The sequence below is a fragment of the Cardiobacteriaceae bacterium TAE3-ERU3 genome (genome assembly GCA_019218315.1).
Lineage (GTDB): Bacteria > Pseudomonadota > Gammaproteobacteria > Cardiobacteriales > Cardiobacteriaceae > JAHUUI01.
On the sequence record JAHUUI010000002.1, the window covers coordinates 316196 to 337792 of the forward strand.

Consider the following 21597-nt stretch of genomic DNA (forward strand, 5'->3'; position numbering starts at 1 on the left):
CTAAGCATCTAAAATATCCGTAAATTAATACGTCAACAGATACAACCCAATCAATTTCCAATATGAACCAACCTCGCCGAATTCGACAACTGCCCAACGAACTGATCAACCAAATCGCAGCTGGTGAAGTCATTGAGCGGCCTTCATCAGTTGTGAAAGAAATCGTTGAAAACGCACTTGACGCTGGCGCAACACATATCGAAATTGATATTGAAGATGGTGGTGGCAAGCTGATCCGCGTACGCGACAACGGTTCAGGCATCGAAAAAGACGATCTTCCTCTCGCTTTTGCAACCCACGCAACAAGTAAAATTGCCAGCTTCGATGACCTTGAGCAAGTTCGAACGATGGGCTTTCGAGGTGAAGCACTGCCAAGTATTGCCTCGGTCTCAAAAACCACATTGACCAGCCGTGCAATAAACAGCGAGCACGCATGGCAAATTACACCACATCTCAGTATGGATATCAGCCCAGCTGCTCATCCACAAGGCACTACGGTCGAGATCCGTGACCTGTTTTACAATACACCGGCACGAAAGAAATTCCTTAAAAGTGAACGTACCGAGCGCTTTCACATTCAGCAGTTGATTCAAAAGCTGGCATTGAGCAGCAATAATTGTACTTTTGTTCTCCGTGATGGTGGCCGTACGATGGCTACTTACCAAGGCGACAGTGCAGCAGAACGCCTTAGCTCAGTGATGGGTGAAGAGATGCTTGAGCAGTCTGTTCCCATTGATGCCAGCACCAATGAGTTACGCATGTGGGGCTGGGTTGGCCTTCCAACTTACAGCCACACACAGACTGACAAACAGCACTTTTTTATCAACGGGCGCATGATTCGTGACAAAGTCATCGTTCATGCTATCCGCCAAGCCTATAAAGATGTACTTTACAACAACAGGCATCCTATTTTTGTCCTGCACCTTGAGCTCGACCCGACTTTGGTCGACGTCAATGCACACCCGGCCAAACACGAAGTTCGCTTCCGCGAAGCGCGCATGACCCATGACTTTATCTACTCAACGCTCAATCATGCTCTTCGCGGTCACAGACCACACAATGCATTACAAGGCGTTGAAAAACCAGTACTCAATGATCAGCCAATACAGCAGCAACAACCATCGCTACAGCAGCAAATGCCGCGACAGACTGCTTCTCCTATAACTAGCTCACCAGCCACACGACAAACCCCGTTTAGTTTTAGCAGCGGACCACCGCAGAGCAGTTCATCAGCTGGCAGCCTGAATGAAAGTCAGCGTTATTACCAATGGGCCAGCAGCTTTGACCATCAGCACAGAGAGCCTCAGCCCTACTCACAACCGACTGGACGAGCCGATAGCGCAGCAGAGAACGAACACCCGCTTGGCTATGCACTGGCACAGATCCACGGTGTATTCATCCTCGCACAAAATACTCAAGGTATTGTGCTAGTTGATATGCACGCAGCACATGAGCGTATTGTTTACGAGAGGTTTAAAGCTCAACTGCGTGCTCAAGAACCAGCTGCACAGCGTTTATTGATGCCACAGTGCTTTCCTCTCACCGATGCAGATCACGATGTTCTGCTCACCCACCAAAGCTGGCTGAGCAAACTGGGCTTCGATTATCGCCTGAGCGATACCCATATTGAGCTCAACAGCGTTCCAGCCATTCTGCGCCGTATTGCTGCTGCAGATATTTTGCAACTCGTACTCGATGAGTTGCGTGAATACCCTTCCACAACAGCCATTTCACGCATGGAAGACGAGATTCTTTCTTCCATGGCCTGCCACCGTGCCGTTCGCGCTAACGATCAACTCAGTATTAACGAAATGAACCAACTACTGCGTGATATTGAGCGCACCCCTTCAGCCGGGCAATGCAACCATGGTCGCCCAACCTGGACAACCCTCAGCATGGATCAACTCGATAAATTATTCATGCGTGGCCAATGATAGTACAAACTGACCGAGCGCCAGTTCTCTGTATTTTTGGCCCAACCGCTTCTGGCAAGACAGACCTCGCCATGCAATTGGCTGATCAATATCCTTGCGACCTGATCAGTGTCGATTCTGCACAAATTTATCGCCATATGAATATAGGCAGTGCCAAGCCGGATGTGGATACCCTTGCCCGCTATCCACATGCTTTGATAGATATCTTAGAGCCTGAAGAGAGCTATTCAGCAGCCAATTTTGCCGATGATGCAACTCAACTAATCGAACTGGCACACAAAAACAAACGCCTTCCAATCTTGGTTGGCGGCACTATGCTTTACTATCATGCACTATTTGGCGGCCTTGCAGACTTACCTGCATCAGATCCTGCTATTCGCACAGCTATTGAGCAGCGTATTACCGAAGATGGTCTAGAGCCACTTTATCAGTACCTCATTAGCATTGACCAATATGCAGCTGACAAACTCACACCCAATGACCGCCAACGTATTATTCGCTTTACGGAATTACTTGAAACAACAGGAAAAACACCCAGTGAGCTGTTTGAGCAACAGCGTACCTCTCGTCCTTCATGGCCAACGCTCAGCATTGGCCTTGAGCCAGCACGTGATGCATTACATCGCCGGATAGCCGAGCGCTTTCACATCATGATAGACGCCGGATTTATCGACGAAGTGGCTGAACTCCGTAACCGGCCACACCTAACCGCTGAGCACCCTTCCATGCGTGCCGTCGGCTACCGCCAATTGTGGGCATACCTCGATGGCGCACACAGTCGCAATGAGGCGATAGAGCTCGGTATTATCGCCACCCGCCAACTCGCCAAGCGGCAAATCACCTGGATGCGTAATCGACTGCGTGAGCACCTTACGCCGGTCTTATTTGATCCGCTTGAGACACCTTCCACACACATCCTCAGCCAAATATCGAGCTGGCTTGATGATGACGCGATGGCAATAAAAAAATAAATTGCATTCCGCTATTCTAGCCAACGTTTGGAATTATTAAACGATTTAATTAGATAGTCAATTTGGGAGAAACAGATGATTAACTTTATTATTTGGTTGATTTTAGGCGCGATTGCTGGCTGGTTAGCTGGCCAAATCGTCAAGGGTCATGGCTTTGGTGCCATTGGCAACATCGTCGTTGGTATCGTTGGTGCCTTTATCGGTGGTTTCCTTGCCAACTATACTGGCATCGGTGGTGAGGCGACCGGCCTGAATATTGGATCAATCGTCACAGCAACTGTCGGCGCAGTTGTATTATTATTTTTGATCGGGCTGATCAAGCGAGGCTAAACACTGCATTTACTCAAAGCGTCGCCTAAGCGGCGCTTTTTTCTATTCAAAGTACCGACACAATGAACAAACAAACGATCGCCATTATCGGCTGTGGCTGGCTAGGTAAAAAGCTGATTGCCTACTTAGAAAAAGATTACGCACTCATTGGCACCACTGGCCATGCAGACAGTGCCGCTCAGTTACCGATCGAAGCCTACTGCTTCGACTGGACGAATCAGGCACTCCCAAGCGCCATTAATAAAGCCGATCATGCACTCATTGCTATGCCGCCAAATGCCGGGATACGCACACGTTATCCACAATATATGGCTAATTTAGCTTCAGCACTCAGCGTTACCGGCCATTGCATCATGATCAGCTCCACAAGTGTATATCCACAACAGCCCGGCCACTATGATGAAAGCAGTGTGCCTGATGCCGATAGTATCGTTTATCAAGCTGAGCAAGAATTGCGCAGCCGACACCCAGGCACAACGATTCTGCGCTGTGGAGGCTTAATTGGTGATGAGCGTATCCCGGGCAAACAGTGGCTTGGTGAGCCTTGTGATCAACCAGACCAACGCCTCAACCTCATTCATTACCATGATATTGCCCACGCTATTCTTGCCGTACTTTCCGAAAATACACAACAAGGGCAAACTTATAACCTCGTTCACCCTGACCATATCTCACGCCACGACTATTACCGAATGCAGGCACAGCGCCATCATGCCGCGGTACCTCAATTTGCGAATAACACCATCAACCCTGATAGAATCATTGATGGCAACCTGATCAGCCGTGAACTCTCCTTCACCTACGCATATTCACAACTCGCTGCTTACCCTTGAGCAACTCAAGCACTATAAAACATTGGCTAAAAGGCTTTGCCCGGTGATATAAACGGCCAAGCCAACACCAATACTCAGCAGTGGTTGACGCTTAATATGCTCAAGCACCATAACGACCAGCAGTGCCACAATACTTACTCCGGCTTGCCCTGCTCCTGACCAACGCAGAGAAACTGCTGCATAAATGGCCAATATAACCATCATACCTGGCGGCATCACTCGCCCGAGAAAGCGAAATAAACGATCATGACGCTGAGCAACCCGCATCAACGCGAAGGGAAACGCACGTAAGGCAAAAGTGAGCGCAGCAGAAATAAAAATACCGCCGAGTAGGTAGATATGCTGATCAGACATGTTGCTTTCTCGGGTAAATTATCAGCATGGCTAAGAAAAAGACAATCGCCATCGACAGCACCTGATCATTAAATAATCCCAGTGCGAGGACGATAGCAACCAACCCCATCAGCATCGCCAGGCGGCGATCACGGTGATAAAAATGCGACTGGGCAAGCACCACAAATAGCGCAGCAAGTGCAAAATCAAACCCAATCACGGAAGCCGGAATCAGCATACCCAAAACCAGCCCAAGTATTGTCCCCATAAGCCAATAACTCTGGCACAACATCTGTAATGCAATCAACAAATCACCTTCAGCCTCTTCACCCTGCTGTGCAACCAGTGAATACGCTTCATCAGTCAGAGAAAACATTGCGTAAAATCGCCCAAACGGATGCCCACGCAAAGCAGCGACGGGATAGGATAAACCATAGAAAATATGACGCACATTGACGGCTAGCGTAGCCAAAGCAATAGCTCCCCAATCTGCACCGGCAGCAAAGAGCCCGACAATGAGAAACTGCATTGCACCGGCATAAAGAACAACGCTAGCCAAAAGCCCGTACGCCCAAGGCAAATCTTGCTGTACCCACAGAACGGCAAAAGCCATACCCAAAGGGACATAGCCCATCATCACTGGTAAAGACAAAGCAAAAGCACGCCGCCATGGCATGTTCATCATACGTACGCCTTATGAGAAAAGTCATCTTGGCGCAGACAATAACTTTTCCTTCCTACCAAGTAAAGCAAAACATGCCGCCATGATTTAAAATTTTTATGCTCATAAAATGATTATTTTGTCGTCTCACCACGGTACTATTAAAAAATATACAAATAAAATCATATTGATAAATAATCAAACAAAAAACTTTCACTCTTGCAGAGAAAGTATCCTTCTAGATATATTAGGACAAAATCCCTGTAACTTGGTACAATAAAACGTTAGTTTGATTAACCCCGAGCCGCAGCCAGATGAACCACCAACTCAAATCAGTGTCGCGCCTCACAGCGCTTTATCTATGCGCTTTAGCACTAAGCGGCTGCTTGTCGCAGCAAAGTACATCGCCACAGCAGAATGTAGCTGAGGCCATACCCAAGGTTAATATTGCCAAACCACCGACAGAGATTCATCCTTCAGCAATGAACTTTGCCGATGCACTTCAGCGCACCCGGAATAACTCCGCAAAGCTGCGCGCCGATCAAGCAGATGTTGCCGCAAAGGCGCTACAGCGCGAAGCTATAGAAGGCATTAATTTGCCATGGTTATCCATCAGCGGCACAGCAGCACGTTACAGTATTCACGCTGATATCAGCACAGAAAAAGTACAACAGCGCATTGATGCTCTTGGCGCACAAATAGATGGCGTACTCGGGCAACTTCCCCCGATTCCCGGCCTACCACCGCCACCAGATTTCAGTAATGCAGGCAATATCTTGCCAGACAGCATTCACCTACATAAAAAAGACAATTACACCAATGCCGCACTGAGCGTTATTTGGCCGGCCTACTCTGGTGGTCGCCTAGGCGCCGTAAAAGATTTTGTGGGTGCACGCGCCAGTGAAGCACAAAGTACGCTACGCACAACCGAAGATACGCTCTACAGTACATTGGTCGAACGTTACTTCGGCACTCAGCTGGCTATTTTGGCTGAATCCGTCCGCGCCCAAGCGGTAAGTACCATCGCCAAGCACGATCACATGGCGCAGCGCTTTTTGGATGAAGGCTTAATTGCACGCAATGAACGCCTTGAAGCCAGCGCCAAACTCGCCGAAGCAAAAGACAATCTCGAAGCAGCAGAAAACAAATCCAAGCTTGCCACTGCCGGCCTAGCCCGATTGGTCGGTGCAAATATGGCACACCCTGCAACGGCTTTGTTCGTCAATACCAATGCCCTCAAGCCTCTCGACTGGTATCAACAGCAAGCACTTGAGCACTTCCCGGGATTTGCCAAAATTGATGCCAAAGAGCAACAGGTTGAAGCAATGCGCACCTTCAGCGAAGCCGCATTTAAACCAACCATTAATGTTCTGGGTCGTCACGACATAAAAGCACACGATGCCAATTGGCTGATCGGCGTAAACGTTCGCTATACACTATTTAGCGGTGTCGATCGCAGCAAAATGATCAAAGCAGCAAATATTCAGCTTGATCAAGTCCAAGCTGTTCGTGAACAAGCACAGTCAGACATCCAACTATTGGTCGAAAAAAACTGGCTTAGCGTACAAGATGCACTTGCCCGCTTTGCCTCTTACGATGCGCAAATGGCGCTCGCTCGTGAGCAAACCCGACTGGCTTCGCGCAGTTTTGCCGAAGGCCTTGCGACAGCACTGGACGCCATTGATGCCGACACCAATCTCGCGCGTGTTCGCACTGAGCGTGCCCAAGCTGCATATGACTATGTCTTGGCACTATCGCAACTGCTCGAAAGTGCAGGTATTCCCGAAACGTTCATTGATTATCAGGTGAACGCTGATGTACATATTGATGAGGCAACCTTATGATCAAAAAACTTTTTGCCGCCGTACTGCTCATGGCTCTGGTAGCTATCGCTGTATTCGGTTATATGAAAGCAACCGCACCTCAGCCAATCGTTTTTCAAGGCCAGCTTGAAGCGCGCACCACCGACATTGGCGCAAAAGTTCCCGGTCGTGTGGCCAATATTTATGTACAGGAAGGTGACCACATAGATGTCGGCACACTGATTATGGATATGGACGTGCCGGAAATAGATGCCAAAGTCGAGCAAGCCAAAGCAGGCTATGAAGCTGCAGAAGCAGTCGCTAACAAAGCGCGCAAAGGTGCCCGTCCTCAAGAAATAGAGATGGCCAAATCGCAATATGAGCGCGCCAAAGCTGGTGCCAATTTTGCCGAAGAATCATGGCAGCGCGTCAGTAAGCTCGCTAACGAAGGCTTGTTAAGCAAGCAGAAGCGTGACGAAACCTACGCACAATACCGCAATGCCATAGAACAACGTGAAGCCGCCAAAGCACAATATGACATGGCACGCGCTGGCGCCAGACCTGAAGACATCGAAGCCGCAGAATCCCAGGCCCAATCGGTTGCGGCGCAAGTCTCTCAGGCTGAAATTGCTCGCGATGAAAGCCGCTTAAAAAGCCCAATAGCGGGTGAAGTTGCTAACGTCATCCCCAATCCTGGCCAGCTCATGCCGCAAGGTGTCCCAGTGATCAGCGTCGTTGACTTGAATGACCAATGGCTGGTACTCAACATTCGCGAAGACTATATCCGCCATTTCGCTTTGAACAGCACCTTTACCGGGCGCATCCCGGCACTGCAAAATCGTGAAGTCGATTTCACCGTATTCACCAGCTCGGTATTACCGGACTTCGCCATTTGGCGCCCTACGCGCAACAATGAAGGCTACGACATGCGTACTTTTGAAGTCAAAGCACGTCCAGACCAGCCCATTGAAGGTATGCGCCCGGGTATGAGTGTATTGGTCGGCCTGCCGGAGGGCGCTTGAGCGGCTGGTTTCAAACATTTCAGCGCAGCGCCCGCCTTGAATGGCGTTATTTGGTGCGCAGCCGCTGGGATCAAGCAGTACTGGTTTGGCTACCACTGATTTCTATTTTCATGCTGTGGTGGATTTTTGCAGCGGCGCAACCGGAAAACATTCCAATTGCTGTAGTTGATCAAGATCGCAGCACTGAATCACGGACGTTAATCCGTATGCTCGACGCTTCGCGCGGCATTGCCGTTACCATGGCACCACTGAGTACTCTGGAAGCAAAAAATGCCATCCAGGCCGGTACAGTATATGCAGTCGTCACCATTCCAAACGATTTCAGCCGCAACATTAAAAGCAGCCGTTCTACACCAGTCAATCTGATGGTCAACGCGCAATACGGCACTCACTCCGGCATCATTCAACGCGATGTACGCACTGCCGTAGGTACATTTTCTGCCGGTGTTGAGCAGAAGGTGCGCTTGGCACTCGGCGAGCCACCAGAAAAAATCATGGCCAATATTCGCCCGTTGGTCGTTGATGCGCCATTTGGATTTAATATCACCACCAACTATCAATCTTTTATCGCTGCAACGTTAATTCCAGCCCTATTACACGTCCTCGCCACTATCGCTGGTGCTTATAGTATGGGGCGAGAACTGCGCGACAAAACTTTGCGTACCCGCTACCGCGGTAGTTTGAAGCGAGAATTCGGCACACGACGCAGTTATATTGGCATGATTTCCTTTATGCACGGCAAAATGTTCTGGACGTTTTTCTGCCACACCCTATGGGGCGCGATTTTTTTATCGCTGATCACCTACTATCACGCCATCAATCCGTCATCATGGTGGATGTGCTTCATTGCCTATATTTGCCTCATATCCATCTCGCTGTGGTTGGGCGTATTTTTAACCGCTGTACCTATTTCCTTGCGGATGGGTCTATCAGCCACCGCAATCATCACAGCACCATCCTATGCCTTCAGCGGCATGACTTTCCCCTTGCACCTCATGCCTGATGGCGCACAAATCATTGCCAATATACTTCCCCTCACCCACTACCTCCACGTACAGGTTATGCTGGTGGACATGAAAGTATCGTGGCAAATGGTGCTGCCAATTGTGACCGGAATGGCTGTTGCAAACATCATTTTGCTGTTGGTGGCTAATGGCTTCGCCTACCGTGCTTTGCTCAATCCGCAGCGCTGGGGAGGCCGGTAATGGCACATAACATTGCTAACCAAGGCTTGCTTAAGAGCTATTTTGTTACCTTGGGTATGATGCTACGCGACAAAGCCGTGGTACTAATGCTGATCGTTGCGCCAATTATTTACGGCTTTTATTATCCGTGGCCTTATTCACCGCAAATTGTGCGCCAGAGTACCATCGGTATTATCGATAATGATCGCAGTGATCTTGCTCGGCAAATTATCCGCTTTGCCGAAGCCAGCCCCAATCTCGTACTCAAGCAATACCCTGATACACGCTCCGCTTACCACGACCTCGTACAGCGCAAAATTGAAGGCTATCTCACCATCCCTGAAAGGCTGCAAAGTGACGTCTTTCTTGGCAACCAAGTCATTTTGCCGGGGCAAGTGAACGGTGCTTATTTACTGCTCGGGAAATCCGCACTAACCGGTATGCTCGGCGCTGTGCGTACTGTATCTGCTGGTATTGAGCTCAAGCGATTAGCCGCCCAAGGCATCGGTGGAGAACAAGCCACATTTATCCGTGACCCGGTCCCCTTGGTAATCAATCCGTTGTATAATCCCAATGAAGGCTACGGCAATTATATTGTGCCCGCTGTTTCATGGCTGATCTTACAGCAAACCCTACTCATCGGCGCGGCGCTGTTTATCGGCACCTTAACCGAACAACGTCGCGTTGCAGCCACGGCCACCGTCTGGGCCGGGCGCGTTCTCGCCTTGGCGAGCATTAACATGATTATGGCCGTCTTCTATACCGGCTGGGTATTCGTCATCCAAGACTTTGCCCGCGGCGGCAATCCACTCGGCAACCTTATCCTGATTGTCTTGTTCTCGACCACAACCGCGGCATTGGGCTGCTTATTCGGGCTGTGGTTCAAAGTGCGTGAGCGCGCCCTGCAAATACTCACCTTTAGCTCATTGCCATTATTTTTTGTCAGTGGCTATTCCTGGCCACTCAATGCCATGCCGGAATTTTTGCAATACGCCCGTTGGCTAACCCCATCAACGGCCGCAATTCAAGCCGGTATCCACTTCAATCAAATGAACGCAACTATTCACGACAACCTTCATTACTTACTCGGCCTCGCTATACTTGGCTTGTGCGCCTATCTACTGCTTATCAGAGTGGGCCGCCACGATTGACGTGGGTAACTCAGCTTTTACCGCAGCAATGAACTGTCGCTCCATACTGCTTAGTGGCGCATGCTGGGTGAGCTGCCCCTCTTTGATATAACGCAAGTAAATAAATATGCCGCCTAGTAGAAATAATATGCTGCCAATAATAAACCCGGTTGCAGCGAGGTTATACGCGCTTCCCGTATCAGCCGCATCATAGCTTTGCAAATACGGCACAGTCATAAATAAAAACAGCACCGACCCGACGATGAACGTCACCAACGTAAAATTGTATAACTGAATATAGAGCGCATCCGGTGCTTGGATCAGCTGCATAAAATTGGCACATGCGCCAACGATAAATAACAGTGAACCAATGATAAACAACCACGCCCCCACATTTTCGAGGTTTAGCTGCGGCAAAAAGCACAGGCTGCCGATAGTAAACAAGATACTGCCGAAAAAATAGCACCATACGGCCAAAAGTTCGATACGCATCGCATTAGTACGCGTTGGGTGCACCTGCCAGTAATGGCGAGTTTCTCGCAAGTCATGCCCCGTCACCAGCAAATAGCACAGCGAGCCAATGAAAAACAAATAATCAGCTGTCGTAACATACGCTGAAAAATAAGGTAAAAACAAAACACTGCCAATCACAAACACGACGCCACCAAACTTATACATAAACGCATTGATGATGAACCAGCGTTCATTGTGCACAGGATGGAACAAACGTGGGCGAGCAGTAACCAGATGAGGCATGGATGAGACCTGAAAACAAACAATAATCAAACAGTATAAACGAATCAGCAGAACAACCTGACTTACCCTATCCAATCACCCCGGAAAATGACTTAACGTAAACTACTACTTTACAAAAGCGAACATGGCCCGATTTTGTTATACTGTCGCCCTTTTAATTTCAGCGCAGACCGATATATGCAGCACATCCGCAACTTTTCCATCATCGCCCACATTGACCACGGCAAATCCACCCTCTCTGACCGCTTCATACAGGTCTGTGGTGGCTTGAGCGAGCGTGAAATGTCCGCGCAGGTACTCGACTCGATGGATATTGAGCGCGAGCGCGGCATTACCATTAAAGCGCAATCTGTTTCGCTAAACTACAAAGCGAAAGACGGTGAAACTTACCAACTCAATTTTATCGACACCCCCGGCCACGTCGACTTTTCCTATGAAGTCTCGCGCTCACTGTATGCTTGTGAAGGTGCGCTATTGGTCGTCGATGCGGCACAAGGTGTAGAGGCGCAGTCGGTTGCTAACTGCTATACCGCCATCGAGCAAAACCTCGAAGTGCTGCCAGTGCTGAACAAAATTGATCTACCTTCCGCCGAACCGCTACGCGTGATGGAAGAGATAGAAGACATCATCGGCCTTGATACCGAAGAAACCCTGCAAGTCAGTGCGAAAACCGGTATTGGCGTCGAGGAACTACTTGAGCAGCTGATTGAAAAAATTCCACCACCACAAGGTGATCCTGATGCTCCGGCCAAAGCCCTAATTATCGACTCGTGGTTTGACCCGTATGTCGGCGTTGTATCGCTGGTACGTGTATTCGACGGCGCACTCAAAACCCGACAAAAAATGCGCGTTATGAGTACAGGCGATGACCATCTCATCACCAAAGTCGGTATTTTTACACCCAAGCCACTTGAGCGCGATGCACTACATGCTGGTGAAGTCGGCTTTATTATCGCCGGAATCAAAGAGATCAACGGTGCTCCGGTAGGCGATACGCTAACTGATGCAGCCAACCCAACCGCAGAGCGCCTACCCGGCTTCCGTCAGGTACAGCCGCGCGTCTTTGCCGGCTTATTCCCTGTCGAGTCCGACGACTACGAAAATCTACGCGAAGCACTGTCGAAACTCTGCCTCAACGATGCATCGCTGTTCTACGAGCCAGAAACCTCGCAAGCACTTGGCTTTGGCTTCCGCTGCGGCTTCCTCGGCATGCTGCACATGGAAATCATCCAGGAGCGCCTTGAGCGCGAGTATGATCTCGACCTGATCACCACTGCCCCAACCGTTATTTATCAAGTTGAAACCACAGACGGCGAAGTCATTTCTATCGATAACCCGAGCAAATTGCCGCCGACCAACCAAATTGCCGAAATTCGCGAACCAATCATCGTTGCCAATATTCTCGTGCCACAAGATTATCTCGGCGCCGTTATGGGGTTGTGCATTGAAAAACGCGGTACGCAGAAAGACATGCAATACGCTGGGGGGCAAGTCCAGCTCAAATTTGAAATGCCGATGAGTGAAGTCGTACTCGACTTTTTCGACCGCCTCAAATCAGTCAGCCGTGGCTTTGCATCCTTCGACTACGAATTCCAACGCTTCGAACCGGCCAAGCTGGTTTGCCTTGATGTACTGATCAATGGAGACAAAGTCGATTCGTTGTCAATTATCGTACACAAAGAGCACGCACAATCTCGCGGCCGAGAACTGGTCGAGCGCATGAAAGAGCTCATCCCGCGGCAGATGTTTGAAGTGGCCATTCAGGCCGCTATCGGCAGCAGTATCGTCGCGCGTTCAACGGTCAAAGCCATGCGTAAAAACGTTCTTGCCAAATGTTATGGTGGTGACGTCTCACGGAAGCGTAAGTTGCTCGAGAAGCAGAAAGCAGGTAAAAAGCGCATGAAGCAAGTTGGTAGCGTGGAAATTCCGCAGGAAGCTTTCCTCGCCGTACTTAAAGTTGACAACAACAGCAATTAATCAGGAATAATCATGCAAGCCTTTATGGAACATTTTGAGCTCATCCTCACTCTCGCAGTCATTATCTGCCTTGTGTTCTACATTATTGACGGCTTCACTTATCGCAAAGAGCGCAACCGTCTCTACAAACGCTTCAAGCAACAGCGTGAAGATGCGACTGACCGCCATGACTATGCCGAGCGCATTCATGCCGTGACCAAAAGTGGCTTGAAGAAAAAGCACATGGCACTCGCTGAGCACATCATGCGCAAGCTCGAGCTGCAACAGCCTCTTGCCGGCAACGAACTTTATTGGCTCAAGCGCCCATGCTACGGGCAGGAAAAATTCATCGAATTTTTCAGCGGCCTGTTCTGGATACTGTTTATCGTCTGGTTTGTACGCTCATTCCTTTATGAGCCATTTAAAATTCCATCGGCTTCCATGGAACCAAACCTGCAAGCTGGGGACTTTATTCTCACCAGCAAATACGATTATGGTGTCCGCCTACCGGTCTTTCACACCAAAATTATTGAGACAGGCAAAGTGAAGCGCGGAGACGTCATGGTATTCCGTTACCCCAACAACCCTAATTTGAACTACATCAAGCGCGTGATAGGCCTGCCGGGAGACGAAATCAGCTTCAATCAGGGCATGTTGGTCATCAATGGCGAACAGCAAAAGCTCACTCCAGTAGAAGAAAAAGGGCTTTATGATTGGTACCGTGAAGATCTTGAAGGCCACCCACACCTCGTTCAATTTGCGCACAACAGCGCGATGCGTAACCGCGCCAAAGGCAGCTTTACCGTTCCTGAGGGAGAATACTTCGTCATGGGTGATAACCGTGATAACTCACGTGATGGGCGCATGTGGAATGACGACAACCCGGCATCCCCAACTGCATGGGGCTTTGTTCCGGAAAAGAACATCGTTGGTAAAGCCTTGTTCATTTGGATGAACAGCGACTGCGTACTCGGCAAAGGCAACTGCGATCGCATTGGCAACAGTATTGAATAATCGTATGAGCAAGCAACCATGGCTGGCGCTAGCAAAGCGCCTGCCTTACCAATTTCACAATATCAACCTGCTCAGGCAAGCGCTCACCCACCGCAGCCATAGCCCCGAGCATAACGAACGACTTGAGTTTCTTGGCGATGCACTGCTTGAAACAATCATCAGCGCTGAGCTCTATACATTAAAACCTGATGCACCTGAAGGTGACCTGACTCGCATCCGTGCCAGCATCGTTAACCGCAATCAACTCGCGGCGCTAGCAAAGTCTCTTGAGGTTGGCGATGCATTGTTGCTCGGCCCCGGTGAGCGAAAAAGTGGCGGTAAGCGCCGAGACTCAACCCTCGCCGATGCCATTGAAGCCATCATCGCCGCAGTCTATCTCGACAGCGATTTTGCTCAATGCACCAAATTTACCTTAAATATCTTCTCAGACGTACTGGCACAACTTCCTGAAGCAGAAGATCTCAAGGATGCCAAAACTCGCCTGCAAGAATATCTGCAAGGCCGCGGCCTGCCCCTGCCTGACTATGAGGTCAGCGCTGAGCGCGGCCCTGAGCATGCCCGTGAATTTGACATCACCGTCAGCAGCCAGCATTACACCATAACAGCCAGCGGCGGCAGCCGTAAAAAAGCCGAACAAAAAGCCGCAGAAATGCTGCTAGAACGCTACCAAGGAAAAGCATGACCAACACCACAGAATCTACCCGCTCCGGCTATATTGCCGTTGTCGGTCGCCCAAATGTCGGCAAATCTACCCTGATCAACCATCTGATCGGGCAAAAAATTGCCATCACCTCAAATAAACCACAAACCACCCGCCATGCCTTACTCGGCATCCACTCAGTTGGCGATACGCAGATGGTATTCGTCGATACCCCTGGCATTCACCAAGAACGTAAAACTGCGATTAACCGCCAAATGAACCGCGCCGCATGGCAAAGCATGGAATATGTTGACGTCATCATCCACGTCAGTGAATTTGGGCGTTGGACGGATGAAGACACGCATATTGCACAAAGCATCAGCGAACTGAATATGCCACGCTTGCACGTCCTCAATAAAATTGACCGTTGTAAAGACAAAGGCCACTTACTCGAAGCACTACAAGCCATCCACGGGCACGGCGACTGGCAAGAAATCGTACCAATTTCAGCACAGCACGATACCAACATTGATGCATTGGAAAAGACCCTCAGCCAATATCTCCCGATACAAGAATGGCTATTCCCGGAAGACCAAATCACCACTGCCGGTATGCGCTTTATGGCGGCTGAGACCATTCGTGAAAAGTGCTTCCGCTATTTACATCAAGAGTTACCCTATGAGCTCGGCGTGATCATCGAACGCTACAACGACGAGGAAACATTAGCGCAAATTGACGCAACAATTTTGGTCGAGCGCAATAGCCAAAAAGGCATGGTCATCGGCAAAGGCGGCAAAACCCTCAAGCTGATCGGTCAGCGTGCAAGAGAAGATCTGGAAAAAATGCTTGAAAAGAAAGTTATGCTGCGCACATGGGTTAAAGTTCGTGAAAACTGGCGTGATGACGATCAAATCATCCAAAGTATGGGTTATGGCAACGGGGAATAACAGCCCCGTTCCCTCTTCACAAATAGATATTAATTTGCCCTGTGTGACTTATTGATCCGAATTTCTAGCCACTAAAATAATTTTGACGGTATAGCACCACGGTTTGATCTGAATATGCCATATCAAACCATTAACACCATCCAATAGCGAGGCGTAGAAAAAATGTCAACGCCTCACCAAACCATTAAAAATAAATTAAAAATCAATAGGTTATATCTTTTGCCATCAGCCTATAGTATATAGCTAACGGCGTTAAAAGAGTTTAAGTCTGCTGATGGAAGGCCACGGCCACTGAACAATCCGTACACACTTCGATATACAAATTCCCCTCTCCATATTCTTGAAGCTGCGCCCAAGACAGCATGGCCATCATGCGCATGTATTTGCCACAATCCGGGCACTGTTCATATTGCCAGTCCTGAACCCAGTCTGGCCGCCCACCGATAATCGACAATTCATCAAAGCCGTATGCATAATAAAGCGGCTTAGGTTTAGCGGATAAGCCGAGTTTGTTATTCGTCAACAGCGCGATATCTTCATCAAGAAAACCACCTTGATCACCGAAAGGGTTAACCACTTCAAACGAACCTGCACCATCCACTTGATAGCGAATCACTGTTTTATCACTCATGCTCGCGCACAGTGGGCATAACGGTAGCTTTATTTGGCCATCAATGCCAAGAAAAGCCAAGCGTTCGTCCCGGCCATCCAATACCAAAATATTGACCAACTGACTACTGCATACGCTACACTCACCAGCAATTTTTTCACACACAGTCAATGCGCTATCAGCCGTTTCCTGTGGTTCAATGGCATAACACACAGGATAATTCAGTTCGATTTTTTTACCGTTTTCGTCGAACGTCCAACCGCCGCCTTGCGCATAAACGGAGGGATCAACATACAAACTCTGCCGCCACGGTAAAGGATTGTGCTCTAGCTGATAAAAGACTGTACGCACTCGTTCATCACCAATTTCTGCAAGGTAACACAAAATTTCATTAGCATTTTTGCATTCAGGATCAAGCAATTGTGCAATCAGCCACTCTCGCACTTCTGGCGACGCATCCTTATAAATAGCATACGGATAATAGCAAGCCTTACGAAATAAAGCCGGATCGCACAAAGCTTCTACAGCTGCATCGGCAATTGACCGTGTATCAATATCACAATACGCGAGCAGCTGCATAAAGCCGGTATCATTTATATCTCGCCCCTGACGGATTGCTTCAGCTACATTTTTAACTGCGCATGCCCTTTCTTCATCGCCCATTGCCTCATAACTCACCTTTTTGGCCATACGATCACAGCTATAGCAAAGCCCTTCAAAATACTTCATTCGCTCGCATCGTGGGCATGGTATGGGTTCTCTCACAAAGATTCCCTCAACTCAACGCAATGTCAAAATGACCTGGTGCATAAGTTGGATCACTTTGTAGCCGTACTGGAGTTTTGAGCAAAATCTGCAAGTCTGAAAACGTCAAGGATTCTTCTTCACGGATAAAGTCGATCACTTCCGGCGCCGCAATAACGGTCAGAATCTGTGGTTTATATTCCCGCGCTTCACGCATCAGATCGCGGAATACTTCATAAACAATCGTTTCCGTACTTTTCACATAACCACGCCCTTCACATGATGGGCAAGTTTCGCACATCACCTGACGCAGGCTCTCACGCGTGCGCTTGCGCGTCATCTCGATGATGCCGAGTGGTGAAATCGGGCTGATGGTGTATTTGCTTTTATCACCTGCCAGTGCGTCAAGCAGCGCATCTTTAACCCCCTGCTGATGCTCCGGCTTTACCATATCGATAAAATCAAGCATGATGATCCCGCCAAGATTACGCAAGCGCAGCTGGCGTGCAATGGCGCGTGCTGCCTCAAGGTTCGTTCGATAAATGGTATCGTCCTGCGATAATTTACCGACGTAACCGCCAGTATTGACGTCAATCGTCGTCATGGCCTCAGTTTGGTCAATAATCAGATAACCGCCGGACTTGAGTGGCACATGGCGCTTGAGTGACTGGCTGATTTCTTCTTCGACGCCAAAGCGATCAAATAAATCGCGATCCCCCTGATAGAATTGCAAGCGATCCGCCATCTCAACCAAAAAGTTGCCGGCGAACACAGCCATTTCTTCATAAGCAAGTGCATCATCAACCACGACTCGCCCAACCTCTGGTGAAACGTAGTCACGAAGCACTTTCAAATACAATGGTAAATCACGATAAATCAGGGTTCCGGGCTTCGCCAAGCGCTGCGCATGTAAGATAGATTCCCATAAGCGCTGCAAATACTGCATATCTGCACGCATCGCCCAAATATCTGCCGATTCAATAGCAGTACGCACGATGAAGCCACCCTGCCGCCCTTGATGGAAGCCGACCATCAACTCGCGCAAAGATTGGCGCTGTGCTTCAGAGGCAATTTTGATCGACACACCAATATCATCAGCATTAGGCAAGAAGACGAGAAAGCGCGATGGAATTGAAATCTCCGTCGTCAGGCGCGCACCTTTGGTGCCAATCGGATCTTTGAGCACCTGTACCAAAATGGATTGCCCTTCACGCAGCACATCATTGATCCGCTCTGGCATCTTGTCACCACGCCGCACCACGTTTTTCAAGTGCAAAAACCCGGTACGCTCCAACCCGATATCAATAAATGCAGCATCCATACCGGGCAAGACACGTTGCACCTTACCTTTATAGACATTGCCGACGATACCACGGCGGCGCTCACGCTCAACCATGACGTCTTGCAATACGCCAGCCTCGGTAATCGCTACCCGCGTTTCATAGCTAGTATGGTTGATTAAAATCTCGGTGTTATACCGTTCCATAGTTTATGTTCCTGCAAAAGCCTGTAAAAATTCATTGTCACCGAAGCTACGCAGCGCCTTTGCCACGCTTGAAAGCGGCAAACCGACCACGTTAAAAAAATCACCCTCTATATGCGCCACCAATACCGCACCCTTACCCTGTACTGCGTACGCACCGGCCTTACCAAACGGTTCTCCGCTGGCGATATAGGCATCAATCAATGCCTCATCAAATGGCACCATCCTCACTCGTGAGACGACAACATCCACCACTACTCGCTCACCCTGGCATATGCAAAACCCAGTCGCAACTTCGTGTTGTGTGCCGGCAAGCGTGCGCAACATTTCCCGCGCATCATCCGCTGTTTGTGGCTTGCCGAATAACCGGCCATCCAGCGCGACCAATGTATCAGCTGCAAGCACCACTGCATGTGGATGCAATTGCGCCACAGTAAGCGCTTTACGTTCGGCCAACAGCTTAACTCCATCGCTAAGCGACGTGCCGAGTGGCAATGATTCATCAACATCTGCGGCAATTTGTCGTGCAGACAAACCAAGCATCGCAAGTAAATCACGACGGCGTGGAGATGCAGAAGCGAGAATCAAGTTCATGAAAACGACCTTTACCACAAAAATTCTTTTTTATTATGCAAGCTATGGCCATAAAGCACAAAAAGACCTTCGCCAATGTCCGTTACCATCAGTATGTAATAGCAAGCTGAGAATACCCACCACAGACAGCGCAGCGTATAGAATTTATACAACAGGCGAAGTGACAGATCGGCAAGACTTAACTTATCATGCACCAATACAGACAATACGCACGGGACAGCCGCATGACCAGCCAATCTTTTTTACCTTTTTTTCGCCAAGCAGCACCCTACATCCACGCACACCGCAAAAAGACCTTCGTCATCGCTTTTGACGGCGATCTCGCACACCCACACCTGAAAAAGCTGCTTCACGACTGCGCTCTGCTCCATAGCCTCAACATCAACCTCGTCCTCGTCCATGGTGCGCGCCAGCAAATTGATGCTCATCTCGAACGGGCTGGTATTTCTTCGACCATTTTTGCCGACAAACGCATCACCACTCGCGACATGATGCCGTATATACTCGATGCCGTTGGTAGCTTACGCCTACGCATTGAAGCGGCTCTATCCATGAGCATGGTCAACTCACCCATGCAAGGTGCATCTGTACGCGTTGCCAGTGGCAATTTTCTCACCGCCAAACCTGTCGGCGTACAAGATGGCCACGACTTCGGCCTTGCTGGCATTATTCGCCGCATTGACCATGAAGCCATTCGTCAGCAGCTTAATCTCGGTAATATCGTCTTACTTTCCCCTTTGGGTTACTCACCCACTGGAGAACTCTATAACCTCAACGCAGAAGAAGTTGCTGCGCATGTCGCCGTTACTTTGAAGACTGATAAGCTCATCTACGTTACCGACGCCATCAATGCCTATACCCGCAGCGGACAATCACGTCAGCTCACGCCGGCGCAAGCCAATATTTATGACGACCCACAGCAACCATGGCTACGCCAGCGCCTACACGCTGCGGCCAAAGCCTGCGAGGCCGGCGTACGGCGCGTCCATCTTATCGAACGGGACAACCCCGAAGCCTTGCTGCTTGAACTCTTTACCCGGGATGGCGACGGCATCATGGTCACCACGGATCACTACGACAACTTGCGCCAAGCCACCATCGACGACATCGGCGGCCTGCTCGACCTCATTCGCCCACTGGAAGCACAAGGCGTACTCGTCAAGCGCTCGCGCGAACATTTGGAAATGGAAATCGAGCATTTTTACGTCCTTGAGCGCGACCACACCATCATTGGCTGCGCCGCACTCTACCCCTATCCGGAAGAAGCAAGTGCAGAGCTTGCCTGCGTTGTCGTCCACCCGGACTACCGCAAAAACAACCGTGCTGACCACCTGCTTGAAGCTCTTGAACAAGAAGCGCAAAAGCGCGGGATCGAAAAGTTATTCATCCTCACCACCCAAACCGCCCAATGGTTTGAAGAACGAGGCTTCGCTCTGATTGGCATAGAGGAGCTACCCGTCGGGAAACGCCAAACTTATAACTACCAGCGCAATTCCCGCCCCTACCTTAAAATACTCTAATGGCACTACTCACCATCAAAGCGCTACCTTGCCCCGCCTGCCAGCAGCCACTCAAACCACAACAGCTGGTCAAACAACCGTATCACGGCAAATTACCGTGGTACGGCATCACACCCGCCCCCGCCCAACACTGCCCGCACTGCAACAGCGCCCTGCAACTCACCGGCTGGCACAAAGGCTGGCTCACGCTTGCGATCATCAACATTATCCTCGTCTTTGTCACCCATATTTATCCCTACCGTGGCGACCTTTCTGTCATCCAGCAAATCCTGCTCTTCATTCCCGTACTTTTCCTTATACTCGTCGCTGCCACATCACTCATCCACGCCCGTAACCAAGCTCACTACGCTATCGTAGCGCCCAAGGATACAGTCACATAAAAAACAACCTTGTTTGCCTGTTTCACTGCCTCATTTAGACCACAATACACACTATAAATCCTTGAAAAGGAAACATAAAATGTATCAGTTACACGTCGGCAGCCGCAGTGATAACACCCATAGCTCAAGCTGGTCGTTTCGCATTTGGCTACTCATGCGCCAGCTGGATACACCGTTTGAGGAAATCTCCCATGATTTCCAAAGCAATCTGGAACAACAAAGAGCTCAATGGCGCCGGTTTTCACCCAATGCACGCATTCCCGTCCTCATCGATGCCGATACCGTAGTTTGGGACAGCCTCGCTATCACCGAATACTTCGCTGAACGCCATCAAGGTGTCTGGCCGCAAGATGACAAGGCGCGCACATGGGCGCGTTGCGCCGCTGCTGAAATGCACAGTAGCTTTGCAGCCTTGCGCGAGCAATGCAGTTACCGTCTTGATGTGACTGAATCACCGCCTGTCAACGAAGAACTGCGCCAGGACATCGAACGAATCAACGAGTTGTGGTGCGAAGGACTACAATGCTTCGATGGCTCATTCCTTGCAGGTAACGCCTTTAGTGCTGTCGATGCTTTCTTTGCACCCGTTGTCGGCCGCCTTCACAGTTATCAACTTTTAAACCATCTTGAGCCAGCAGCGTTCAGCTATAGCACTCGCATGTTCAGCTTACCTGCCATGCAGAAATGGACAAACGTTTCATAGACCCACCCACCTTCATTAACTCTAATTAAGGTTATAGACCATGGATGAAC

Annotated in this window: 21 protein-coding genes; 15 read left to right on the top strand and 6 right to left on the bottom strand. The window is 49.5% G+C overall.

The window, feature by feature from the left end:
* The first annotated feature begins 62 nt into the window (after nt 1–62).
* From mutL to KRX19_04880, 4 genes are all read left to right on the top strand, one after another.
* Nucleotides 63–1934, top strand: a complete 1872-nt coding sequence (gene mutL / locus KRX19_04865) for a DNA mismatch repair endonuclease MutL (protein ID MBV7434354.1) — start codon at nt 63–65, stop codon at nt 1932–1934.
* Nucleotides 1931–2905: a tRNA (adenosine(37)-N6)-dimethylallyltransferase MiaA gene (gene miaA / locus KRX19_04870; protein ID MBV7434355.1), complete on the top strand. Its 975-nt coding sequence runs from the start codon at nt 1931–1933 to the stop codon at nt 2903–2905. The genes mutL and miaA overlap by 4 nt, the downstream gene beginning before the upstream one ends.
* A 75-nt stretch (nt 2906–2980) precedes the next feature.
* Nucleotides 2981–3235: a GlsB/YeaQ/YmgE family stress response membrane protein gene (locus KRX19_04875; GenBank protein MBV7434356.1), complete on the top strand. Its 255-nt coding sequence runs from the start codon at nt 2981–2983 to the stop codon at nt 3233–3235.
* A 62-nt stretch (nt 3236–3297) separates the two neighbouring features.
* Nucleotides 3298–4068, top strand: a complete 771-nt coding sequence (locus KRX19_04880; GenBank protein ID MBV7434357.1) for a hypothetical protein — start codon at nt 3298–3300, stop codon at nt 4066–4068.
* A gap of 12 nt (nt 4069–4080) precedes the next feature.
* Here the strand turns inward: KRX19_04880 and KRX19_04885 are convergent, their stop codons facing one another.
* On the bottom strand, nt 4081–4422 hold the full coding sequence (locus KRX19_04885) for an AzlD domain-containing protein (GenBank protein ID MBV7434358.1): 342 nt from the start codon (nt 4420–4422) through the stop codon (nt 4081–4083).
* Nucleotides 4415–5086: an AzlC family ABC transporter permease gene (locus KRX19_04890; protein MBV7434359.1), complete on the bottom strand. Its 672-nt coding sequence runs from the start codon at nt 5084–5086 to the stop codon at nt 4415–4417. The genes KRX19_04885 and KRX19_04890 overlap by 8 nt, the downstream gene beginning before the upstream one ends.
* A gap of 290 nt (nt 5087–5376) precedes the next feature.
* Here KRX19_04890 and KRX19_04895 point away from each other — a divergent pair, with 290 nt between their 5' ends.
* The 4 genes from KRX19_04895 to KRX19_04910 are packed head-to-tail and all read left to right on the top strand — an operon-like array spanning nt 5377 to nt 10221.
* Complete coding sequence (locus KRX19_04895; protein MBV7434360.1) at nt 5377–6906, top strand: TolC family protein; 1530 nt, start codon at nt 5377–5379, stop codon at nt 6904–6906.
* Nucleotides 6903–7886 carry an efflux RND transporter periplasmic adaptor subunit gene (locus tag KRX19_04900; protein ID MBV7434361.1) on the top strand — a complete coding sequence of 328 codons (984 nt, stop codon included), beginning with the start codon at nt 6903–6905 and terminating at the stop codon, nt 7884–7886. Before KRX19_04895 ends, KRX19_04900 begins: the two co-directional genes overlap by 4 nt.
* On the top strand, nt 7883–9091 hold the full coding sequence (locus tag KRX19_04905; protein ID MBV7434362.1) for an ABC transporter permease: 1209 nt from the start codon (nt 7883–7885) through the stop codon (nt 9089–9091). The genes KRX19_04900 and KRX19_04905 overlap by 4 nt, the downstream gene beginning before the upstream one ends.
* On the top strand, nt 9091–10221 hold the full coding sequence (locus KRX19_04910; protein MBV7434363.1) for an ABC transporter permease: 1131 nt from the start codon (nt 9091–9093) through the stop codon (nt 10219–10221). Before KRX19_04905 ends, KRX19_04910 begins: the two co-directional genes overlap by 1 nt.
* On the opposite strand, the gene KRX19_04915 is transcribed toward KRX19_04910, so the two are convergent.
* A complete protein-coding gene (locus KRX19_04915) occupies nt 10189–10956 on the bottom strand; it encodes a YrhK family protein (protein ID MBV7434364.1) in 768 nt (255 codons plus the stop codon). The two genes, KRX19_04910 and KRX19_04915, sit on opposite strands and share 33 nt — an antisense overlap.
* A 177-nt stretch (nt 10957–11133) precedes the next feature.
* Here KRX19_04915 and lepA point away from each other — a divergent pair, with 177 nt between their 5' ends.
* The 4 genes from lepA to era are packed head-to-tail and all read left to right on the top strand — an operon-like array spanning nt 11134 to nt 15513.
* Nucleotides 11134–12933, top strand: coding sequence for a translation elongation factor 4 (gene lepA, locus KRX19_04920; protein ID MBV7434365.1), 1800 nt, complete (start codon nt 11134–11136; stop codon nt 12931–12933).
* A 12-nt stretch (nt 12934–12945) separates the two neighbouring features.
* Nucleotides 12946–13926 (top strand): signal peptidase I, encoded by a 981-nt coding sequence (gene lepB, locus KRX19_04925; GenBank protein ID MBV7434366.1) that lies wholly within the window; start codon nt 12946–12948, stop codon nt 13924–13926.
* Between the two features lie 4 nt (nt 13927–13930).
* Nucleotides 13931–14608, top strand: a complete 678-nt coding sequence (gene rnc, locus KRX19_04930; GenBank protein ID MBV7434367.1) for a ribonuclease III — start codon at nt 13931–13933, stop codon at nt 14606–14608.
* Nucleotides 14605–15513, top strand: coding sequence for a GTPase Era (gene era / locus KRX19_04935; protein MBV7434368.1), 909 nt, complete (start codon nt 14605–14607; stop codon nt 15511–15513). The genes rnc and era overlap by 4 nt, the downstream gene beginning before the upstream one ends.
* Before the next feature lie 262 nt (nt 15514–15775).
* On the opposite strand, the gene KRX19_04940 is transcribed toward era, so the two are convergent.
* From KRX19_04940 to KRX19_04950, 3 genes are read right to left on the bottom strand one after another with little or no spacing between them, the layout of a single operon-like run.
* A complete protein-coding gene (locus tag KRX19_04940) occupies nt 15776–16852 on the bottom strand; it encodes a hypothetical protein (GenBank protein ID MBV7434369.1) in 1077 nt (358 codons plus the stop codon).
* 46 nt (nt 16853–16898) lie between these two features.
* On the bottom strand, nt 16899–18353 hold the full coding sequence (locus tag KRX19_04945; GenBank protein MBV7434370.1) for an Rne/Rng family ribonuclease: 1455 nt from the start codon (nt 18351–18353) through the stop codon (nt 16899–16901).
* Nucleotides 18354–18356: 3 nt separating this feature from the next.
* Nucleotides 18357–18944, bottom strand: a complete 588-nt coding sequence (locus KRX19_04950; protein ID MBV7434371.1) for a Maf family protein — start codon at nt 18942–18944, stop codon at nt 18357–18359.
* A gap of 224 nt (nt 18945–19168) precedes the next feature.
* On the opposite strand from KRX19_04950, the gene argA reads away from it, so the two are divergent.
* The 3 genes from argA (at nt 19169) to KRX19_04965 (ending at nt 21547) form a co-directional block, all read left to right on the top strand.
* On the top strand, nt 19169–20464 hold the full coding sequence (gene argA, locus KRX19_04955; protein MBV7434372.1) for an amino-acid N-acetyltransferase: 1296 nt from the start codon (nt 19169–19171) through the stop codon (nt 20462–20464).
* Complete coding sequence (locus KRX19_04960; GenBank protein ID MBV7434373.1) at nt 20464–20844, top strand: hypothetical protein; 381 nt, start codon at nt 20464–20466, stop codon at nt 20842–20844. The genes argA and KRX19_04960 overlap by 1 nt, the downstream gene beginning before the upstream one ends.
* A gap of 79 nt (nt 20845–20923) precedes the next feature.
* Nucleotides 20924–21547 (top strand): glutathione S-transferase, encoded by a 624-nt coding sequence (locus KRX19_04965; protein ID MBV7434374.1) that lies wholly within the window; start codon nt 20924–20926, stop codon nt 21545–21547.
* The last annotated feature ends 50 nt before the right edge of the window (nt 21548–21597 follow it).